The organism is Desulfotruncus alcoholivorax DSM 16058, assembly GCF_000430885.1.
Classification (GTDB): Bacteria; Bacillota; Desulfotomaculia; order Desulfotomaculales; family Desulfallaceae; genus Desulfotruncus; species Desulfotruncus alcoholivorax.
The window spans coordinates 39,309-57,165 of record NZ_AUMW01000001.1 but is presented as its reverse complement, the minus strand read 5'-3'; the positions used below and the strand labels follow the sequence as shown (position 1 = coordinate 57,165).

Below are 17,857 nucleotides of genomic sequence, written 5' to 3'. Positions count from 1 at the left end.
GGAGAAGTTATTATGTCCAGACCCTACTCGTTTTTGTTAAACAAAAAGTTATTGCTCATTGCTGTTATTTCAGTTCTCTGCCTGGCTGGTGTTTACCGTGGCGCCGAGACTTATCTGGCTAATGTTCGCGTTCCGCCAAAGGAAAGGCTTACCGTGGCGCTGGATAAAACCATTAATAGCAGTGCATTTCGCTTTCGTATGACGGTCAAAATCAGGGATGATACAATATCAAGGGTTGAGGGTGAAAGAGTGGCGCCGGATAGTGTCCACATTAAAGGAACAATGCAGGACTTGCCGGTCGAATTTATTCATATCGGAGATAAAACTTATGTTAAAGGCTATTGGTCCGACCGGTGGACTTGTCTGGAAGGAAACAAAATGGCGGAATCCGATCTTTTTATTACGGAATTCAACCCTCTGGGAAATTTTAATTTTAAAGATATTCCGGTGGTAAAAGAAATAAAAGACAAAAAAACAAAGTTAAAAGTGCTTGAGTTTAACCCGATAGTACAAAACTCCTTAATGGAATTGAATTATGATAATTACTTTTACCGGGTTTGGGTGGACCCCAAGCGGCAGGTAATTACTAAAGCGCTGATCCAGGCCCAGGGCAAAATTAAAGATACTAATAAGCTGGAAATAAACCTTGAATTATGGGATCACAATAAACAAATTAAAATTGAGCAGCCTGTTGTATAATATAAGGGACGGGATCCGAGTTTAACATACTCAGATTTTCGTCCCTTAACTTATCTTGACATTATTTTGTGGCTCTTGTTATAATAGCCCAGATTTTGACGGCAGGAGGAGATTTTTTGCATCAGGATGTTGAAAGAGTTTTAATTTCAGATGAAAAAATAAAACAAAAAGTCAGTGAACTCGGCAGCGTTATATCCAGGGATTACGCGGGTAAAAATTTACTGGTGGTTGGCATATTAAAAGGCGCCATGGTTTTTATGTCCGACTTGATCAGGTCGTTGTCAGTAGACGTGCAGATTGATTTTATGGCAGTTTCCAGCTATGGCGCTTCCAGTAAATCAACGGGTGTTGTCCGGATTTTAAAGGATCTGGATCAAACTATTGAAGGCAAGCATGTTTTGATAGTTGAAGACATTGTCGATACCGGTCTGACCCTTAATTATTTGCAGGAGATATTAAAGGCCCGGGGACCGGCCAGCGTGCGCATTTGCACTTTGCTGGACAAGCCTTCCAGGCGTGAAGTTGATGTTGCCATTGACTATAACGGTTTTTCAATTCCTGATGAGTTCGTGGTCGGCTACGGACTGGATTATAATGAAAAGTACCGCAATTTACCGGAAATTTACATCTTAAAGCAAGAAGTGTATACAAATAAGTAGTCAGAAGTAAGAAGTCAGAGTTAGAAGTTAAAAGTTAGAATGAGAGAACCGGTGATTACAAGAGGTTGGTCTATTACTGGAAGCATATTCTCAGGACACTCCGGCTTCTGTATTCCTTCAATTGAATTGTGACTGAATTCTGACACCTGAATGCTGAATTCGATTAAAAGAACAAGGGGGGCTAGAAGTTGGCTGTTCCGGAGCAGGAAATGGTTATTGTACTGGACTTTGGCGGCCAGTACAGCCAGTTGATCGCTCGCCGTATTCGCGAGTTAAATGTTTTTTGTGAAATGCTGCCCTATAACACGGCACTTGAGGAAATTCGCGCCAAAAACCCGCGCGGCATTGTCTTTTCCGGGGGACCGTCCAGCGTTTACCAGGAGGGGGCGCCGGTAGTTGATCCGGGTATTTACGAGCAACAAATTCCTATTTTGGGTATTTGCTATGGATTGCAGCTAATGGCCTTCCAACTGGGCGGCAAAGTATCCCGGGCGGTAAGAAGGGAATACGGCCATGCTGAAATAAATATTTTATCAATAGACGGGCTGCTTGGTTGTATGGGGGAACGGTCACAATGCTGGATGAGTCACGGTGACATGGTTGAAACGCCGCCGCCGGGCTTTGTGGTGCTGGCACGCACGGAAACCGCCCCCGTTGCGGCAATGGCTGACCCCGGTCGTGGGCTGTACGCCGTTCAGTTTCACCCGGAAGTGGTGCACACGCCGAAGGGGCAGGATGTTTTCCGCCATTTCCTGTTTGATATTTGCGGGTGCACCGGCAGTTGGAATATGGGCTCATTTATTGAGCAAACAGTAAGCGAAATTAAAGAACAGGTTGGGGATAAAAAAGTCCTCTGCGCGTTGAGCGGTGGAGTGGATTCCTCCGTGGCTGCGGTGCTGGTGCACAAGGCGATTGGAAATCAACTTACTTGCGTATTTGTAAACCACGGCTTATTGCGCAAGGGTGAAGCAGAATCTGTGCTCGATGTTTTTAGAAACCAGTTTAACATCAACCTGGTGTATGCAGATGCATCAGATCGTTTTTTAACCAAGCTAAAGGGGGTAACTGACCCTGAGCGCAAGCGGAAAATCATTGGCGAGGAGTTTATTCGCGTTTTTGAAGACGAGGCGGCAAAAATAGGAGAAATTGATTTTCTGGTGCAGGGTACGCTTTACCCGGATGTGGTAGAAAGCGGGACCACAACTGCCGCCGTGATTAAATCCCACCACAATGTTGGCGGCCTGCCTGAGGACATGCGTCTTGCTTTAATTGAGCCGCTGCGTTGGCTTTTTAAAGACGAGGTGCGACGGGTGGGAGAAGAGCTCGGCATGCCGGCCGGTGTTGTCTGGCGCCAGCCGTTTCCAGGCCCCGGGCTAGCTGTCCGTATCCTTGGAGAGGTTACGCCTGAGAGAATTGCGCTGCTGCAGGAAGCTGACGCAATTGTTACAGGGGAAATTGCCAGGGCTGGCCTGGACAGGGAGATATGGCAGTACTTCGCGGTGCTGCCCAACCTGTACAGCGTCGGAGTAATGGGTGACGAGCGCACCTATGCCCAGACTGTGGCCATCAGGGCGGTTTATTCCAACGACGGTATGACGGCAGACTGGGCCAAGATACCCCACGATGTGCTGGGGCGTATCTCCAACCGCATCGTCAATGAAGTAAAGGGCATAAACCGGGTGGTTTATGACATCACCTCCAAGCCGCCAGGCACGATTGAGTGGGAGTAAACGTGCTTGACTCTTCGGTTTCTTTTAGGTATGATTAACCTGGAAATATAGAAAGGGAAGAGTCGACACCTTTACAAGAAATGTCCCTAATATAACATGTAATATAATATGGTGAGAGAAAGTGTACCTAGGGTTCCGCGCCGGTAATACGGCGGTTTGGACCAAGCGGTACAGGCTGCGAAGGTTAAATTCCGCAGCTACACCGGTCGGGATAAAAGCCCAGGCGGGTAGGTTTCACTCAGTGAGAACCTGCTTGCCTGGCTTTTTAATTTTTTCAAGGAGGCAGATGATGAGCGTCTTGGTAGGTATTGTAATGGGCAGTGATTCGGACCTGCCGGTAATGAAGGATGCGGCAAAAATTCTCGATGAATTCGGTATTGGCTGGGAAATGATTATATCATCGGCCCACCGGGCGCCTGAAAAAACAGCTGCTTACGCCCGGGAGGCCGCCGGGCGCGGCTTAAGGGCGATTATAGCCGGCGCCGGAGGCGCGGCTCACCTGGCTGGAGTAATCGCGGGGCATACCCCGTTGCCCGTAATCGGCGTGCCCATAGCATCCGGTGCTTTAAACGGAGTCGATGCGCTATATGCCACTGTGCAAATGCCACCGGGAATTCCTGTGGCTACGGTGGCTGTCAACGGAGCAAAGAATGCAGGCATACTGGCCGCCCAGATCATCGGTTCCGCCGATCCCTCTATTATGGAAAAAATAATTGCTTATAAGGATAAAATGGCCCGGCAGGTGGAACAAAAATCTGAGAAGCTGCAGCAGCTGGGCTTTGAAGGATACCTGGAAAAGATGGGAGGAAGTAAATTTTGATTGACCGGTATACCCTGCCTGAGATGAAAGCAATTTGGTCTCAGGAAAACAAGTACCGTAAGTGGCTGGATGTGGAAATATGCGCCTGCGAGGCTATGAACCAGCTGGGCATCGTGCCGGACGATGCGTTGCACGAAATTAAAGAAAAGGCTAATTTTACGGTGGAGCGCATAGAAGAGATTGAGGCCATCACCAATCACGACGTGATCGCTTTTACTACCTGTGTGGCGGAATATGTTGGTGAAGCCTCCAAATATATTCACCTGGGGCTGACTTCTTCCGACGTGCTGGATACGGCGCTGGCGGTTCAAATTAAGGAGGCGGGCGAAAAGATCCTCAGCAGGATGGAAAAACTTAACCAGGTGCTGCTGGATAAAGCCAAAGAACACCGTTACACGATAATGATCGGGCGCACCCACGGCATTCATGCCGAGCCCACTACCTTTGGCCTGAAGATGCTGTTATGGGTGGCTGAAAACGAGCGCAATATCGACCGGATGAAGCACGCTCTGGCTACCATCAGCGCGGGCAAGATATCCGGCGCCGTTGGAACTTACGCCAATATCGACCCTTTCATTGAGGAATATGTATGTAAAAAACTGGGGTTAACACCAGCCAGGGTATCCACTCAAATTTTACAGAGGGACAGGCATGCGGAATTTTTGACCACACTGGCTGTAATCGGCTGCTCGCTGGAAAAATTCGCAACAGAAATAAGAAGCCTGCAGCGCACCGACATACTGGAAGCCGAAGAGTACTTTAAAAAAGGTCAAAAAGGTTCTTCGGCCATGCCGCACAAACGTAACCCCATCACTACGGAGCGGATCAGCGGAATGGCCAGGCTACTGCGGGGCAATGCCCTGGCTTCTATGGAAAACGTTTCTCTGTGGCACGAGCGTGACATATCCCATTCCTCCGTTGAAAGAGTAATCATACCAGACAGCACCATTACGCTGGATTATATGCTTTATAAATTCACCAACATTATGGAAAACCTCATTGTTTACCCGGAAAACATGAAGAAAAATCTGAACCGTACGCACGGGCTGATTTTCTCCCAGCGCGTATTGCTGGAGCTGGTCGGCAAAGGTTTGTCCAGGGAAAGGGCTTATGAACTGGTGCAGCGCAATGCCATGCAATCCTGGAACACCGGGGCGGATTTCCGCCGGCTGTTGTTGGCTGACAGCGATGTAATGAACTCTTTGACGGAAAAAGAAATTGAGGGGCTGTTTGATTACAGTTACCACCTGCAGCATGTGGACGACATCTACAAACGTTTTGGGCTGTAATAGGAAAGGGGACACACCTCTTCTTTGGTGTAATGGCATTGGGGTCGGAGGAATGTCCCCAATTAATAATAAAAGGGGTAGAGAGTTATGTTGAAAAAAGAACAGCTTTACGAGGGCAAAGCTAAAAAAGTATACCGCACCGATAATCCCGACTTATATTGGATTGAATACAAAGATGATGCTACAGCTTTTAACGGCTTAAAGAAAGGAACCATTGCCAACAAAGGTGAATTAAACAACCTCATATCAGCTTATTTTTTCCGCCTGCTTGCGGAGCAAGGTGTAGAGTCACATTTTGTCGAGGAGAAATCCGAGCGTGAAATGGTAGTTAAAGCGCTCCAAATTATTCCGGTTGAGGTCGTGGTTCGTAATATAGCTGCCGGCAGCCTGGCCAAGCGCCTGGGTCTGGAAGAGGGAACAGTGCTTTCCTGCACCGTGGTAGAGAATTATTATAAGAGCGATGAGCTGGGCGACCCTTTGATTAATGATGATCACATCAGGGCGCTGAACCTTGCCACACCGGGGCAAATGGCCGCCATAAGAGAAATAGCGCTTAAAGTAAACGATATATTGCGTGCTCACCTGGCGGAGCGGGAACTGGACCTGATCGACTTTAAATTGGAATTTGGCCTGCACAACGGACAGCTGCTGCTGGGTGATGAAATATCACCGGACACATGCCGCTTCTGGGATAAGAATACCAGGGAAAAGCTGGATAAAGATCGTTTCCGCCGCGATCTCGGCAATGTTGAAGAAGCCTATAAGGAAGTATACCGGCGTTTAACGGGTCGTTAAACACCAAATAACATTTTATCTGGGGGAGATATTTATGGCAGCTTGCCGGCCCGGATTTTATAATCAAATAATGTTGCCCGATAAGCCCAGAGAGGAATGCGGAGTCTTTGGAATTTACGCCCCCGGTTGCGATGTGGCCAAGCTAACCTATTACGGGCTGTATGCTCTTCAGCACCGGGGGCAGGAAAGTGCCGGCATTGCCGTTGCCAACGGTGAAAAGGTCCAGCTTTATAAGGGTATGGGGCTTGTGGCGGAGGTTTTTTCAGGGAATCAGCTGGACAGCCTGCAGGGGCACCTGGCTATCGGGCACGTAAGATATTCAACCACGGGAGCCAGCCATCCGGTTAACGCCCAGCCGCTACTGTTCAGGTATGCCGGCGGGATGTTGGGACTGGCACATAACGGTAATTTAACCAATGTTACCGAATTGCGCTCAATGTTGATGGCTACCGGCGCGGTGTTTCAGTCTTCAACCGACAGTGAGGTTATTGTCAATATCATTGCCAGGTCGGCCCAAAACGGCTTGGAAGAAGGCCTGGTAAAAAGCATGATCGACATTAAAGGCGCTTATTCACTGGTGATTATTACCGAGAATAGGCTCGTGGCGGTTCGCGACCCCAACGGGTTCAGGCCGCTCTGCCTGGGGTCGCTGGGTGACAGCTATGTCATAGCCTCGGAGTCCTGCGCCCTGGATACGGTGGGAGCCAAATTTATCCGCGACCTGCAGCCCGGTGAAATTGTTGTTATCAGCGATAAAGGTTTGGAATCCATCCAGGTATTGAAACCGCGCAAAAGTGCCCACTGCATTTTTGAATACATTTATTTTGCCCGGCCGGACAGCACAATTGACGGGTACAATGTGAACAAGGTGCGCCGGGAAATGGGCCGGGTGCTGGCAAGCGAATACCCGGTTGAGGCTGACGTGGTAATACCTGTGCCCGACTCCGGCACCGCCGCTGCCAGGGGGTATGCCGAAGCCTCCGGAATCCCTTTTGAAGAGGGGTTGATGAAAAACCGCTACATTGGCCGCACCTTCATTCAGCCCTCCCAACAAATCCGCGATTTGGGGGTCAGGCTGAAACTGAATCCGGTGCGGGAAGTGCTGAATGGGAAAAGAGTGGTGATGGTGGACGATTCCATTGTACGCGGCACTACCAGCAATAAACTTGTAGCTATGCTGCGCGACTGCGGTGTCCGGGAAGTTCACATGTGCCTGAGTTCACCCCCGATAACTAATTCCTGCTATTACGGGATTGATACCTCAAACGAACAGGAATTGATAGCCGCGCAGAAATCACTGGAGGAAATCAGGCGCTCAATCGGCGCGGACGGGCTGCACTACCTGTCACTGGAAGGGCTGCTCAACATTTTCGGTGAAGACAGCAATAATTTTTGTACGGCATGTTTCAGCGGCAACTACCCGGTTGAGATTGCCAAGCCCAAAGATACGGGTAAGTACAGCCTGGAATAACCTTTGAAACGAGGGATTTCTATGCCTGATCGTAAAAATGTGACCTATGCGGACGCCGGGGTTAATATAGACGCCGGCAACCGGGCCGTTGAGTTAATGAAAAAATCCGTGCAAAGCACTTTCCGGCCCGGTGTGCTTAAAGGCATAGGGGGGTTCGGCGGACTTTTTCAACTGGATGTTAAAGATTACCGGGAACCCGTTCTGGTTTCCGGCACTGATGGCGTTGGCACCAAGCTGCGTGTGGCTTTTATTGCCAATAAACATGACACCATTGGTATTGACGCTGTGGCCATGTGCGTCAATGACATATTAACACTAGGGGCGGAACCGCTCTTTTTTCTGGATTACCTGGCCGTGGGCAGGTTGGAGCCGGAAAAAGCGGCCCAAATAGTTGCCGGGGTTGCCGAGGGCTGCAGGCAGGCCGGGTGTGCCCTGATCGGCGGGGAAACGGCGGAAATGCCCGATTTTTACAGTGATGAAGAGTATGATATCGCCGGTTTTGCCGTAGGAGTGGTGGAGAAGGATAAAATTATTGACGGAAAATCAATCATACCCGGTGATGTTCTTATTGGGCTGCCGTCTTCGGGCCTGCACAGCAACGGCTATTCACTGGCGCGCCGGGTGCTCCTGGATAACAATATGGAGACGGAGCAGGTCAGGAAAGCTTTAGGCTGTTCAATTATTGAAGAAATGCTGCGGCCAACCCGGATTTACGTCCCTTTAGTATTGCCGCTGGTTAAAACCGGCCGGATTAAAGGAATAGCCCATATCACCGGCGGCGGACTGCTGGAAAATGTGCCGAGAATACTGCCTGAGGGAACGTCTGTGTGTATTAAAACCGGCGCTTGGGAAAAACCTGCGGTGTTTCAACTGATTGCCGAAGAGGGCCCGGTTGAAAAGCTGGAAATGTACCGTGTTTTTAATATGGGTATAGGTATGGTGCTGGTGGTTGGCGCCGCTGAAGCGAACAGGGTTGTGGAAGAGCTGCAGTCACAAGGGGAAGACGCCCGGATTATCGGTAATGTTACAAAGGGAAACGGAAAGGTTCAATTAACCTAGATTTAAGTTAAGTTAAGTTAAGGGGTCAGGCTTGAAATATTCCCTTATTAAAAAATAAGGGAATATTTCAAGCCTGACCCCGGGGATTAGGGGGAGACTATGAACAAGATCAACCTGGGAGTGCTGGCGTCGGGGCGGGGTTCAAACCTGCAATCGATTATGGATGCCTGCGAGTCCGGCCGGATACCTGCGCGGGTGGCCATGGTCATCAGCGACAACAGCGGCGCTTTTGCCTTGGAAAGAGCCCGCCGGGCCGGAATCAAGGCGGAATTCATTGACCCCGAAGATTATTCCGGTAAAGCTGATTTTGAACGGAAAATCGTTGAGGTTTTACAACAAAACGACGTGGAACTGGTTTGCCTCGCCGGCTATATGCGGTTGGTGGGCAAGGGACTGCTGGCGGCTTTTAACGAACGGATTATTAATATCCATCCCGCACTGCTGCCCTCATTCCCCGGCCTGCACGCTCAGGAGCAGGCGTGGAATTACGGGGTTAAATTCAGCGGGTGCACAGTGCATTTTGTGGATGAGGGAATGGACACCGGACCTATAATCCTGCAGGCAGTGGTGCCCGTTTATGCTTCAGATACGGCTGAAACACTGGCCGAGCGCATACTGGAACAGGAGCATAAAATTTACCCCGAAGCCGTGCGTCTGTTTTGTGAGGGTAAATTGGAAATCAAAGGCAGGAAAGTGTACATAAAAGAATAAGGATAGGAGGGATATCATGGCAATTAAGCGTGCCCTGATCAGTGTGTCCAATAAAAACGGGCTGGTTGACTTTGCCCGGGAACTGGTACAGTGCGGGTTTGAAATCGTATCCACAGGCGGTACCGCAAAAACGCTGCGTGAGGCCGGGGTACCTGTAATTTACATAACAGAAGTCACCGGTTTCCCGGAAATTTTAGATGGCCGGGTTAAAACCCTGCATCCCAAAGTACATGGCGGTATCCTGGCCATGCGCAACGACGCCCACCTGGCTCAATTGGAAGAAAATAATATTACACCTATCGATCTGGTGGTGGTAAACCTTTATCCTTTCCGTGAAACGGTGGCCAAACCGGGCGTTACCCTGGAAGAAGCCATTGAGAACATTGACATTGGCGGTCCGTCAATGGTTCGGGCTGCGGCCAAGAATTACCGTCATGTACTGGTGGTGGTCAGCCCTGAGAGGTACTCACAAGTGCTGGAGGCAATTAAATCGGGAGATGTTAATGAAGAATACCGGTTGGAACTGGCCAAAGAAGCATTTGCCCACACTGCGGCGTATGACGCGGCCATCTCCGGTTATCTCAGCGGTTTAAGTGAAGATACACAAGGTTTCCCTGCCGTCTGGCAGCAGCGTTATGAATTGGCGCAAACCCTGAGATATGGTGAGAACCCACACCAAAAAGCGGCTTTTTACCGTGACCCCTCCGTGGTGGGTGCGTGTGCAGGCAATGCTGTGCAATTGAACGGCAAGGAACTGTCTTACAACAACATACTGGACATTAATGCAGCTTTTGAAGCTGTAAAGGAGTTCAGCGAGCCATCTGCGGTAATTGTTAAACATAACAACCCCTGCGGCGCAGCCAGCGCTGATAATGCTCTGGACGCTTATAAAAGGGCTTATGAGGGAGATCCTGTTTCCGCCTATGGAGGAATTGTTGCTTTTAATACAACTGTAGACGCAGCCACAGCCGAAGAAATGAATAAGATATTCCTGGAAGCCGTTATCGCTCCCGGTTATGACGCAGAAGCACTGGCTGTTTTAAAACAAAAAGAAGGTTTGCGGGTATTGCAAACAGCTGCTTTAACCGGCCAATCTTCCGACAGTTTTGATTTGCGCAAGGTCAATGGCGGCCTGCTGGTGCAAAATTTTGACCGCGGTGTGGTGGACGCAGGCAAACTAAAAGTTGTGACCAGGCGCGAGCCAAGCCGGGACGAGATGGACAACCTGCTGTTTGCCATGGCTGTGGTGAAACACGTCAAATCCAACGCCATTGTGATTGTGAAAAATAAAAAAGTTTTGGGTGTGGGAGCGGGCCAGATGAACCGGGTGACCTCCACCCGCATTGCGCTGGCCCAGGCCGGCGAAGAAGCCAGGGGGGCCGTGCTTGCTTCCGATGCCTTTTTCCCGTTTAGCGATTCCTTGGAAGAGGCGGCCGCGGCAGGCATCAGCGCAGTCATCCAGCCGGGCGGCTCCATTAGGGATCAGGAATCAATAGAATTGGCTGATCAAAACGGCATGGCCATGATCTTTACGGGCATGCGCCACTTCAGGCACTAAACCGTAAGGAGGGATATTTTTGAAAGTATTGGTAGTTGGCGGCGGCGGGCGGGAGCATGCCCTGGTCTGGAAATTAAGCCAAAGCCCGCGCGTAAAAAAGATCTTTTGCGCACCGGGAAACGCCGGCATTTCAGCTTTGGCCGAGTGCGTCAATATTCAAGCTGAAAACATTCCGGCAATCGTTGACCTGGTCAGGCAGCATAAATTTGACCTTACCGTGGTGGGGCCCGAGGCGCCCCTGGTGGCCGGGCTGGTGGACAGGCTTGAAGCCGAAGGGTACCCGGTTTTCGGGCCGCGGCAAAGGGCGGCGGAACTGGAAGGCAGTAAAGTTTTGGCCAAAGAAGTTATGCGGAAGTATAATGTACCGACTGCCGGGTACGAGGTATTTGAAGATGCCTCGGAAGCCAGGAGCTATATACGGAAAACAGGAGTTCCCTGTGTGATTAAGGCCGACGGCCTTGCTGCCGGCAAAGGTGTTATAGTGGCTGAAGACGAACAAGTGGCGCTTGATGCCGTTGATTTTATCATGCGGGACAGGGCATTCGGTGCGGCTGGAACCAGAATTGTCATTGAAGAATTCCTAAAGGGCGAGGAAGTAAGTTTGCTGGCGTTTACCGATGGAGAACAGGTTATGCCAATGATTCCGGCCCAGGATCACAAGCGTGTATTTGATGAAGACAAAGGACTGAATACCGGCGGGATGGGAGCTTACGCGCCGGCGCCCGTGCTTAGTGACGCGCAAAAGCAGGAAGTTATGGAAAAAGTGATGATTCCCACCGTGCGCGGCATGGCCCGGGAAGACCGGCCGTATAAGGGAGTATTATACGCCGGTCTGATGATGACTGACAAAGGACCCAGGGTGCTTGAATTCAACGCCCGGTTCGGTGATCCGGAAGCCCAGCCGATACTGATGATGCTTGAATCTGATCTGGATGACGTGATTGGCGCCATTTTAGCCGGCGAACTGGGCAAAGTGAACCTTCGCTGGAGCGATGGTGCATCGGTTTGCGTGGTTATTGCTTCAGGCGGCTACCCCGGGGATTATGCCAAAGGTTTCGAAATTTCCGGACTTGATGCCATGCCGGAAAACGTAGTAGCATTCCACGCCGGTACAGCTCTGCAAAACGGTCGCGTAATAACTGCCGGGGGCAGGGTATTAGGTATAACCGCCAAAGCCGGAAGTATTTCCGAAGCCATCGAACTGGCCTACCAGGGCGTCTCCCGGGTACGTTTTGAAGGCATGCACTACCGCAGGGACATAGGGCAAAAAGCACTAAGAAAGTAGTGTTGTAAAAATATATTCAAAAGATAGATTGATTTTATTTGGTGAAATCGTAGGGGCGGACGACCCTGTCCGCCCGCATGAATTTGGCTTAAATATTGCTGTTAGAATTAGAAGATAACCGTTAATTATGGCGGTTATCTTTTTTAGTTTAGCGCTTTGCCATGTGAAAGGATTTCGTTGTTTTATGGCGAATTGCATTGTGTAATAGCAGAAATAATAAACTGTCATAGTTAATTTTTCAAACCGGGGTGAAATTTTTCATGGTATACAATGGAAAACTGAGAGACCCGCTTATAGACCAGTTTTTTAATGCTATTTTGGAGTTAAAAGACTTGGATGAGTGCTATCAATTCTTTGAGGATGTCTCCACTGTAGCCGAATTAAAATCCTTGGCCCAGAGGCTGGAAGTGGCAAGAATGCTGCGTTCTAATTACACCTATGGAGAAATAACAACAAGCACCGGCGCAAGCACTGCCACCATTAGCAGGGTAAAGCGCTGCTTAAATTATGGTGCGGATGGTTATAAAACCATTTTGGACAGGTTACAGGCTACAAATAAAAGTATTGACAGAGCATCCCGGAGTGTTTAATATTTTATTATGTCAACATTTTAACGTAATAAAGTGATGGGGGTGCTCCGTTGATTAAAGTTGTTAAACCGGGAGATAATGGCCTATCCGAAATATTAGCGAATAGATCGCTGGATCTTGATCGAGTTGATGAACAAGTTAAAGAGATAATCAAAGAGGTTAAAACCGGGGGAGATGACGGGCTATGTGCCGTTACTGCCAGGCTGGACGGTGTTGAAATTGCTCCAGCGGATTTACTCGTAAGCCAGGAGGAAATAAAAGAAGCTTATCAAGCTGTTAATAAAGATTTTATCGTAGCTTTGCGGCAAGCTGCCGAAAACATTCAAAATTTCCACCGGCGCCAGCTCAGAAATTCGTGGTTTGACCCCAGGTCTGACGGCGTTATACTGGGCCAGATAGTAACCCCGCTGCGCAGGGTGGGTATTTATGTGCCAGGTGGTAAGGCCTCTTACCCTTCATCAGTATTAATGAACGCTCTTCCGGCCTCTGTGGCCGGGGTAAAAGAAATAGTCATGGTCACTCCGCCCGGCAAAGACGGCTCTGTTAACCCGCACACCCTGGTGGCTGCTGCCGAGGCGGGCGTTACAGAAATTTACCGGGTGGGTGGGGCCCAGGCCATTGCTGCTCTGGCTTATGGCACCGAAACCATAGCCGCTGTTGAAAAAATCACCGGGCCGGGAAATATTTATGTTACAGCTGCCAAGCGGCAGTTTTTTGGTACCGTGGATATTGATATGCTGGCCGGACCCAGCGAGGTTCTGATAATTGCCGATGGCACTGCCAGGCCCGAATTTGTTGCGGCCGACATGCTGGCGCAGGCTGAGCATGATGAAATGGCGTCGGCGATACTGGTGACAAACGATAATGAACTTGCAAGCATGGTCAAAAGCGAGCTGGCACAGCAAATCAAAGAATTATCCAGGCGGGAGATAGCTGAAAAGTCAATTATCGAACGAGGAGCTATTATCATTACGGAGAAGCTGGAGGATTGTATTCAAATAGCTAACGGCTACGCGCCGGAGCACCTGGAACTGCAGATTTCAGAACCCTACAGGTGGCTGGGTAGCATCAAAAATGCCGGTGCGGTTTTTATCGGAGCATATTCGCCTGAACCGGTTGGCGATTATTTTGCAGGGCCCAATCACGTGTTACCTACCGGGGGCACGGCAAAATTCTTTTCCCCGCTTAACGTTGATACCTTTATGAAAAAGACCAGCCTGATTGATTACTCAAGGCAAGCTCTCCAAAAAGAAGGAAGACAAATCATGGCCCTGGCTGCAACGGAAGGCTTGGACGCTCACGCCAAAGCCGTTGGAATCAGGCTCGAGCCGGGGAAAACCGGGCCAGGGCGGGAAGGGGGGAAATTAAATGATAAGTAATTTTAAACCGGAGCGGTTGGTAAGAGAAGGCCTGAAAAGACTTATTCCTTACGACCCTGGTAATTATTCGGGTCTGGTAAAACTGGATGCCAACGAAAACCCTTATGATTTTCCCCCCGGACTGATGCAGCAGATACTTGATGCGGCTGGTCCAAAGACCTTTAACCGCTATCCCGATGCCATGGCTGTAGAACTAATCAATGAGCTGGCGGAATGGCATAAAGTTGAAGCAAATCAAATTATGGTGGGTAACGGCTCAGACGAATTAATTCTTGACCTGATGCTTGCTTTTGGTGCAGGAAATCGTGTAGTCATACCGGTTCCCACTTTTTCTATGTACGGTATTCATGCCACCATAGCAGGTGCAGAAATCGTGGAAGTAGCCAGACAGGACAATTTTGAACTTGATGTGGATAAAATAATATCCTCAGCGGAAGGCGCGGGATTAGTGGTGCTTTGCTCTCCCAACAACCCCACCGGTAATTCCGCCGGCACAGATCAAGTCGTGTCTATTTTAGAAAACTGCTGCTGCCCGGTTGTGGTTGACCAGGCTTATGTGGACTTTGGGGGAAACGATTTTTTAAGTCTTTTGGCTGAGCACCGTAATCTGGTAATTATGCGGACCTTTTCCAAGGCATTCGCACTGGCCGGGCTCAGGGTCGGTTATCTATTGACACACCCGGAAATAGTTTATTATTTATTAAAAGTCAAGCAACCTTTTAATTTAAACGGGTTTTCCCAGTTTGCCGCCTTAACGGCACTGCGCAACAGGGATTTGTTTATGCAACAGGTAAAAATAATAAATGAAGAAAAAATAAAATTATTGCGTGCTTTGCAGGAGATGAGAGGCGTTTGTGTATATCCCTCCGACGCAAATTTCCTGCTGTTTGAAACTGCATTGCCTTCCTTGAAAGTTTATAAAGGATTATTGCAAAAAAATATACTGATACGAAATTTCGGAGACCCCCGTTTATCCAAGTATTTACGTGTTTCTGTCGGACTTCCGGATGAAAATAAGTATTTTTTACACTCTCTGCAGCAGGTTATTGATACTTTGGGGGAGAAAAAATCATGTTAGAGAAAAAATTACGAATATCACAAATTAACAGAGAGACAAAAGAAACAGCTATTACGGTGTCCATTAACTTGGACGGCAGCGGCAAGGCGGACATAGCTACAGGGGTACCTTTTTTGGATCACATGCTGGAATTACTGGCGGCCCATTCAAAAATCGATCTGGAAATCAAGGCAAGCGGGGACATGGCTGTGGACGGGCACCATACCGTGGAAGACGTTGGTATTTGCCTGGGTCTGGCGATAAAGGATGCGCTGGGTGACAAAAATGGTATTGAAAGATATGGCCACGTTTTGCTGCCTATGGACGAATCTCTGGTGGCTGTGGCGCTGGATTTTAGCGGCAGGGGTTTTCTGGCCTTTGATGTCACAATGCCCTCTTCCAGGGTAGGCGAATTTGACACTGAATTGGTTGAAGAATTTTTGCGCGCAATGGCTGTTAACGGGTCATTAACCCTGCATGTTCGCCTGCTGGCAGGTAAGAATACGCATCACATCATTGAAGCTGTTTTCAAGGCGCTGGGGAGGGCTTTGCGGTCGGCCGTAGTTGTAGTGGATCCTGCCGGGGGAGTGCCGTCCACCAAGGGAGTACTTTAGTATCAAGGGAGAGGGAAAGTTTTTGATAGCCATTATTGATTATGGTATGGGTAACCTGCGCAGTGTGGCCAAAGGCTTTGAAAAAGTGGGGATTGATGCCAGAGTAACAAATAACCCCAGAGATTTAAGCAGTGCCCCGGGTGTGGTGCTGCCCGGAGTAGGCGCGTTTTCCGACGCCATGGGCAGTTTGTTGCAACAAGGCATGGTAGAAGCAATAAACCGGGTGGTGGAAGAAGGTAAACCATTTCTGGGAATATGCCTGGGTCTCCAGCTATTGTTCGAGTCCAGCGAAGAGTGGGGAACAACTAAAGGACTGGGACTTTTGCCCGGCCGGGTTAAAAAGCTGCCGTCTGGGGTGAAAATACCTCATATGGGTTGGAATACTTTAACATTTAAAAGAGCATGTCCGCTTTTTGACGGGATTCCCGAAAACAGCGCTTTTTATTTTGTGCATTCCTATTTTGTTGACCCGTCCGACCCCACGAATATCGCCGGCGTTACTGAATATGGGATTGAGTTTGCGTCAGTTGCGGCCAGGAACAACGTGTTCGGGATTCAGTTTCACCCCGAAAAAAGCAGCGCGCTGGGCCTGCAAATATTGAAAAACTTTGGGAGGTTGGTTGAAAAATGTTAATAATCCCGGCAATAGACCTCCGGGCTGGGAAATGTGTCCGGCTGGTGGAGGGCAGGCTTGACCGCGAAACAGTATATTCCGACAACCCGATGGCCGTTGCCCGTATTTGGGAAGGAAATGGCGCTCGCCTGCTGCATGTGGTGGACCTGGACGGCGCCTTTGCAGGATCACCCAAAAACCTGGAGACCATAGCAAGCATAATCGAAGCAGTACGTATTCCCGTACAGGTTGGAGGAGGAATCAGGGATATTCCAACCATCGAGCGGCTGCTGCAAATGGGAGTTTCAAGGGTAATCCTGGGCACGGTGGCCATCAGGAACCCCGAACTTGTCCAGGAAGCCTGTGATCGCTTTGGAGAGCGCATCGTTGTGGGCATAGATGCCCGTAACGGAAAAGTAGCCATAGAAGGATGGGGTTTAACTGCGGAAAAGGATGCGCTTGAACTGGTTAACGAAGTCTGTAAGATGGGGATCAAAAGGGTTATTTTTACTGATATTTCCCGCGATGGAACTTTAAAGGGACCGAACCTTGAAGCGATTAAAAAGCTGGTCACCTCCGCTGAGGTTAAGGTTATCGCTTCCGGTGGAGTTTCAACAATTGAAGACATCAGAGCATTAAATGATCTGAAACATCTTGGCATTGAGGGAGTTATTGTAGGCAAGGCGCTTTATGCCGGCACGGTTAATTTTGAAGAGGCACTGGAAGTTGTCAATGAGGGAAGGTCAGCGCTGTCATGTTAATGAAAAGAATTATCCCTTGTCTTGATGTTACCGGCGGCCGGGTGGTGAAGGGCACAAATTTCGTCGATTTGCGCGACGCGGGCGACCCGGTGGAACTGGCGGCGGTTTATGACCGTGAAGGAGCGGACGAACTGGTATTTCTGGATATTACCGCTTCCCACGAAGGCAGGAAAACTGTTTTGGATATGGTTTACCGCACCGCATCCGAAGTGTTCATACCGTTTACAGTAGGCGGCGGTATCGGCACAACCGAGGATATTCGGGCCATGCTGAGCGCCGGAGCTGACAAAGTATCCATCAATACAGCCGCAATTAAAAATCCCCGGGTTATCGCCGAGTCGTCGGAAAGGTTCGGCAGCCAGTGCATTGTGGTGGCCATTGACGCCCGTAATGTTGGGCCGGGTAAATGGGAAGTATATATTCATGGTGGAAGGACCCCTACCGGGATTGATGCCGTGGCCTGGGCAGCTGAAGCGGAAAACCTGGGAGCCGGTGAAATATTGCTGACCAGTATGGACCGGGACGGCACCAAAGACGGCTATGATATTGCCCTGACCCGTGCCATAGCGGATAGGGTTAATATACCGGTTATAGCATCCGGCGGCGCAGGCAATCTTGATCACATCGTGGAGGGCCTGACCGCCGGCGGGGCCGATGCGGCCCTTGCAGCATCAATATTTCACTTCGGTACATACACCATTGCCCAGGCAAAGCAGTATTTAAGGGAGCACAACGTCCCGGTCAGGATTTAGCAAATAGATTCAAGC

At 49.5% G+C, this 17,857-nt stretch carries 18 protein-coding genes and 1 riboswitch; all 18 genes read left to right on the top strand.

The features are described 5' to 3' along the window. Positions 1–12: 12 nt before the first annotated feature. The 18 genes from H569_RS0100280 to hisF all read left to right on the top strand — a co-directional run bounded on the left by H569_RS0100280 (position 13) and on the right by hisF (position 17,842). The gene (locus H569_RS0100280; protein ID WP_027363300.1) at positions 13–699 is read left to right on the top strand and encodes a hypothetical protein; all 687 of its coding nucleotides are present in this window, start codon (positions 13–15) and stop codon (positions 697–699) included. Positions 700–815: 116 nt separating this feature from the next. Then, complete coding sequence (gene hpt, locus H569_RS0100275) at positions 816–1,358, top strand: hypoxanthine phosphoribosyltransferase (RefSeq protein ID WP_027363299.1); 543 nt, start codon at positions 816–818, stop codon at positions 1,356–1,358. 188 nt (positions 1,359–1,546) lie between these two features. Beyond that, the gene (guaA, locus tag H569_RS0100270) at positions 1,547–3,088 is read left to right on the top strand and encodes a glutamine-hydrolyzing GMP synthase (protein WP_027363298.1); all 1,542 of its coding nucleotides are present in this window, start codon (positions 1,547–1,549) and stop codon (positions 3,086–3,088) included. A 116-nt stretch (positions 3,089–3,204) separates the two neighbouring features. Continuing rightward, a riboswitch (guanidine-I (ykkC/yxkD leader) is annotated at positions 3,205–3,316 on the top strand. Positions 3,317–3,374: 58 nt separating this feature from the next. Beyond that, the gene (purE, locus tag H569_RS0100265) at positions 3,375–3,908 is read left to right on the top strand and encodes a 5-(carboxyamino)imidazole ribonucleotide mutase (RefSeq protein WP_027363297.1); all 534 of its coding nucleotides are present in this window, start codon (positions 3,375–3,377) and stop codon (positions 3,906–3,908) included. After that, positions 3,905–5,197, top strand: coding sequence for an adenylosuccinate lyase (gene purB / locus H569_RS0100260; RefSeq protein ID WP_027363296.1), 1,293 nt, complete (start codon positions 3,905–3,907; stop codon positions 5,195–5,197). The genes purE and purB overlap by 4 nt, the downstream gene beginning before the upstream one ends. An 87-nt stretch (positions 5,198–5,284) precedes the next feature. Next, positions 5,285–5,992: a phosphoribosylaminoimidazolesuccinocarboxamide synthase gene (gene purC, locus H569_RS0100255; protein ID WP_027363295.1), complete on the top strand. Its 708-nt coding sequence runs from the start codon at positions 5,285–5,287 to the stop codon at positions 5,990–5,992. Between the two features lie 34 nt (positions 5,993–6,026). Further along, positions 6,027–7,463, top strand: a complete 1,437-nt coding sequence (gene purF, locus H569_RS0100250) for an amidophosphoribosyltransferase (RefSeq protein ID WP_027363294.1) — start codon at positions 6,027–6,029, stop codon at positions 7,461–7,463. 21 nt (positions 7,464–7,484) lie between these two features. Then, positions 7,485–8,522, top strand: a complete 1,038-nt coding sequence (gene purM / locus H569_RS0100245) for a phosphoribosylformylglycinamidine cyclo-ligase (RefSeq protein ID WP_027363293.1) — start codon at positions 7,485–7,487, stop codon at positions 8,520–8,522. A 99-nt stretch (positions 8,523–8,621) separates the two neighbouring features. After that, complete coding sequence (purN, locus tag H569_RS0100240; protein ID WP_027363292.1) at positions 8,622–9,233, top strand: phosphoribosylglycinamide formyltransferase; 612 nt, start codon at positions 8,622–8,624, stop codon at positions 9,231–9,233. Between the two features lie 16 nt (positions 9,234–9,249). After that, on the top strand, positions 9,250–10,791 hold the full coding sequence (gene purH / locus H569_RS0100235; protein ID WP_027363291.1) for a bifunctional phosphoribosylaminoimidazolecarboxamide formyltransferase/IMP cyclohydrolase: 1,542 nt from the start codon (positions 9,250–9,252) through the stop codon (positions 10,789–10,791). A gap of 19 nt (positions 10,792–10,810) precedes the next feature. After that, entirely contained in the window at positions 10,811–12,076 is a 1,266-nt protein-coding gene (purD, locus tag H569_RS0100230; protein WP_027363290.1) for a phosphoribosylamine--glycine ligase, read from the top strand. A gap of 260 nt (positions 12,077–12,336) precedes the next feature. Beyond that, a complete protein-coding gene (locus H569_RS0100225; RefSeq protein WP_027363289.1) occupies positions 12,337–12,666 on the top strand; it encodes a YerC/YecD family TrpR-related protein in 330 nt (109 codons plus the stop codon). A 50-nt stretch (positions 12,667–12,716) separates the two neighbouring features. Beyond that, entirely contained in the window at positions 12,717–14,045 is a 1,329-nt protein-coding gene (hisD, locus tag H569_RS0100220; RefSeq protein ID WP_027363288.1) for a histidinol dehydrogenase, read from the top strand. Continuing rightward, positions 14,035–15,123 (top strand): histidinol-phosphate transaminase, encoded by a 1,089-nt coding sequence (gene hisC / locus H569_RS0100215; protein ID WP_027363287.1) that lies wholly within the window; start codon positions 14,035–14,037, stop codon positions 15,121–15,123. The genes hisD and hisC overlap by 11 nt, the downstream gene beginning before the upstream one ends. Beyond that, positions 15,117–15,716 carry an imidazoleglycerol-phosphate dehydratase HisB gene (hisB, locus tag H569_RS0100210; RefSeq protein ID WP_027363286.1) on the top strand — a complete coding sequence of 200 codons (600 nt, stop codon included), beginning with the start codon at positions 15,117–15,119 and terminating at the stop codon, positions 15,714–15,716. Before hisC ends, hisB begins: the two co-directional genes overlap by 7 nt. Before the next feature lie 22 nt (positions 15,717–15,738). Then, on the top strand, positions 15,739–16,350 hold the full coding sequence (gene hisH, locus H569_RS0100205) for an imidazole glycerol phosphate synthase subunit HisH (RefSeq protein WP_027363285.1): 612 nt from the start codon (positions 15,739–15,741) through the stop codon (positions 16,348–16,350). After that, complete coding sequence (hisA, locus tag H569_RS0100200; protein ID WP_027363284.1) at positions 16,344–17,090, top strand: 1-(5-phosphoribosyl)-5-[(5-phosphoribosylamino)methylideneamino]imidazole-4-carboxamide isomerase; 747 nt, start codon at positions 16,344–16,346, stop codon at positions 17,088–17,090. Before hisH ends, hisA begins: the two co-directional genes overlap by 7 nt. After that, on the top strand, positions 17,084–17,842 hold the full coding sequence (hisF, locus tag H569_RS0100195) for an imidazole glycerol phosphate synthase subunit HisF (RefSeq protein WP_027363283.1): 759 nt from the start codon (positions 17,084–17,086) through the stop codon (positions 17,840–17,842). The genes hisA and hisF overlap by 7 nt, the downstream gene beginning before the upstream one ends. The last annotated feature ends 15 nt before the right edge of the window (positions 17,843–17,857 follow it).